Origin of the sequence: Roseicyclus sp. (assembly GCF_965662675.1) — a bacterium.
Taxonomy (GTDB): Bacteria; Pseudomonadota; Alphaproteobacteria; order Rhodobacterales; family Rhodobacteraceae; genus Roseicyclus.
In genome coordinates this window covers 1-2221 of record NZ_CBFIIK010000180.1, presented here as the reverse complement: position 1 = coordinate 2221, position 2221 = coordinate 1, and the positions used below count along the sequence as shown (strand labels likewise).

Sequence of the window (2221 nt, the reverse complement as noted above, 5' to 3'; positions counted from 1 at the left end):
TGTTGCGGTCACCGCGCGCGATCCCGCGCTGCGCGAGGTTCTTGCCGGCATCGCGCTGACCGCGCTAGCCGCCGAGATGAGCGGCACGGCGCCAGCCGAAGCCCGGCGCGAAATGGTTATGGCCGCCGCCGCGCGGCTGGAAAGCGGCGAGGATGCGATGATCCGCCTACGCTCGGATCTTGGCGCGACACAAGCAAGGATCGAAGAGGCACGCGTCGCCGCCCAAGCCGCCCGCGCCGGGTTCGAGATCGAACACGCCCGCCTGACCGAGGCCGACCCCTATCGCACGGCCACGGATCTGCAGGCCGTTCAGGCCCGGCTGGAAACACTTTATGTCCTGACCGCGCGCCTGTCGCGGCTGACCCTGACGGAGTATTTGTGATGATCCGCCTGATCACCGCCGGCCTCATGACCTTGTTCCTTGTCGCACATGCCGCGCAGGCCACGCCGATCCGGATCAAGGATCTGGTCGAGTTCGACGGGGTCAGGGGCAATGATCTGGTCGGCTATGGCCTTGTCGTCGGCCTGAACGGCACGGGCGACGGCTTGCGCAACGCACCCTTCACCGAGGAGATCATGGTCAATATCCTCGAACGTCTCGGCGTCAATGTCACGGGCGAGCAGTTTCGACCCGAAAACGTCGCGGCCGTTATCGTCACCGCGGTCTTGCCGCCCTTCGCCCGGCAAGGCGGCCAGATCGACGTGACGGTTTCGGCCATCGGTGATGCCGACAGTCTGTTGGGGGGCACCTTGGTGATGACGCCGCTGACCGCTGCCGACGGCGAGATCTATGCCGTGGCACAAGGATCGGTCATCGCAGGTGGTGTCGCGGCCGAGGGCGATGGGGCCAACATCACCGTCGGGGTGCCGACCGCCGGGGCGATCCCATCGGGTGCGCGGGTCGAGCGCGAGGTTGAATTCGCCTTCAATACCCTCGACGAAGTGCGACTGGCCTTGCGCAGCCCCGATTTCACCACCGCCGCGCGAATCGAGCGGGCGATCAACGCCGATTACGGCCAGCGCGTCGCCGCCATGCTCGATGCGGGAACCGTGATCATCGATATCGCCGCGACGCGCGCCCGCTCGACCGCGCATGCGATGAGCCGGGTCGAGAATATCCTTGTCGAGCCGGAACGCCGCGCGCGTGTCGTGGTCGATCAGCGCTCGGGCACGATCGTGATGGGCGAAGATGTGCGTATCAGCACCGTCGCCGTGGCACAGGGTAACCTGACCTTGCGCATCACCGAGCGCCCGGTCGCGGTGCAACCCAACCCTTTCGCCGAAGGTGAGACCGTCATCTTGCCACGGACCGATGTCGCGATCGACGAACAAGAGATCACCGGGCTTGCGGAATTGCGCGAAGGGGCAAACCTGTCGGATGTCGTCAGCGGCTTGAACGCACTTGGCGTATCGCCGCGCGAGATGATCGATATCTTGAACGCGATCCAAGCCGCAGGCGCTTTGCACGCGGAATTCATCGTGCGCTAGGGCGCCCCAAGCGCGTTGGGGGTGAGCTTCACGATGTGCCGCTTTGGGCCAAGCCCGGCCATGACGGGAGCCGCGCCGTTGGCCGCGATGTCCCGATTTGATCAACCGCTTGACGGCCTTCGTCCGGCGCATGGGTGGCGTGCGGACCGTGACTCTTTGTGTGGGTTATCGCGGCGGGTTTAGCTGATCCGAAGGCGGCGCATTACCATCCGTGCCACATGGCCGGGCAGCGCGCGCAGGACCGCGACCCGCATCTCTTGCGGCGCATCGCGCAGCATATGGGCGATCACGGCTGGATGTTCTGCTGCAAGATCTTCTCCCGCCATCAGCGGCGGCAGCGGTCTTGGCCCTGCCTTGGCCGATTGCGGCGGGCTGGCCGGGCTTGGCCGTTTGGGCGCTGCATTGCTGGGCGCACCGCTTGGGGTGGCGGTGCGTTGGCGCAGATGCTGGATCAACCGATTGGTCTGCCATGCGACGCGGTCGGCATCGACCGCACCGGTTGCGTTGCGGGGGGTGGTATCGCCTGCATGCGAGCTACCCAGTCGCGCGGCCACCGCATCGCCGAAGATCGCTGCGATGGCTTTCAGCTTTTCCTCACGCGGGGTCGCGACATGGTTTGGGCTTAGCGGGTTCTCGGTCATGGGAACGTCCCTTTGACTGTTTTCATGGGTTAGAAATAGCTCCGCACCAAGGCGCCGGTGATGAGCGCCCAACCATCCGCGACGACGAAGAA

3 protein-coding genes are annotated in these 2221 nt (G+C 65.5%); 2 read left to right on the top strand and 1 reads right to left on the bottom strand.

Annotated elements, in window-relative coordinates; all coding sequences use genetic code 11:
• Together ACTG4J_RS15275 and ACTG4J_RS15270 are read left to right on the top strand one after the other, a co-directional pair.
• Positions 1 to 382, top strand: a 382-nt coding sequence (locus ACTG4J_RS15275; protein WP_439140589.1) for a flagellin, incomplete at its 5' end; no start/stop codon positions are given.
• Positions 382 to 1488, top strand: coding sequence for a flagellar basal body P-ring protein FlgI (locus tag ACTG4J_RS15270; RefSeq protein WP_439140588.1), 1107 nt, complete (start codon positions 382 to 384; stop codon positions 1486 to 1488). The genes ACTG4J_RS15275 and ACTG4J_RS15270, both read left to right, overlap by 1 nt.
• Before the next feature lie 179 nt (positions 1489 to 1667).
• Here ACTG4J_RS15270 and ACTG4J_RS15265 read toward each other — a convergent pair whose 3' ends face one another.
• Positions 1668 to 2129: a hypothetical protein gene (locus tag ACTG4J_RS15265; RefSeq protein ID WP_439140587.1), complete on the bottom strand. Its 462-nt coding sequence runs from the start codon at positions 2127 to 2129 to the stop codon at positions 1668 to 1670.
• Positions 2130 to 2221: the final 92 nt, after the last annotated feature.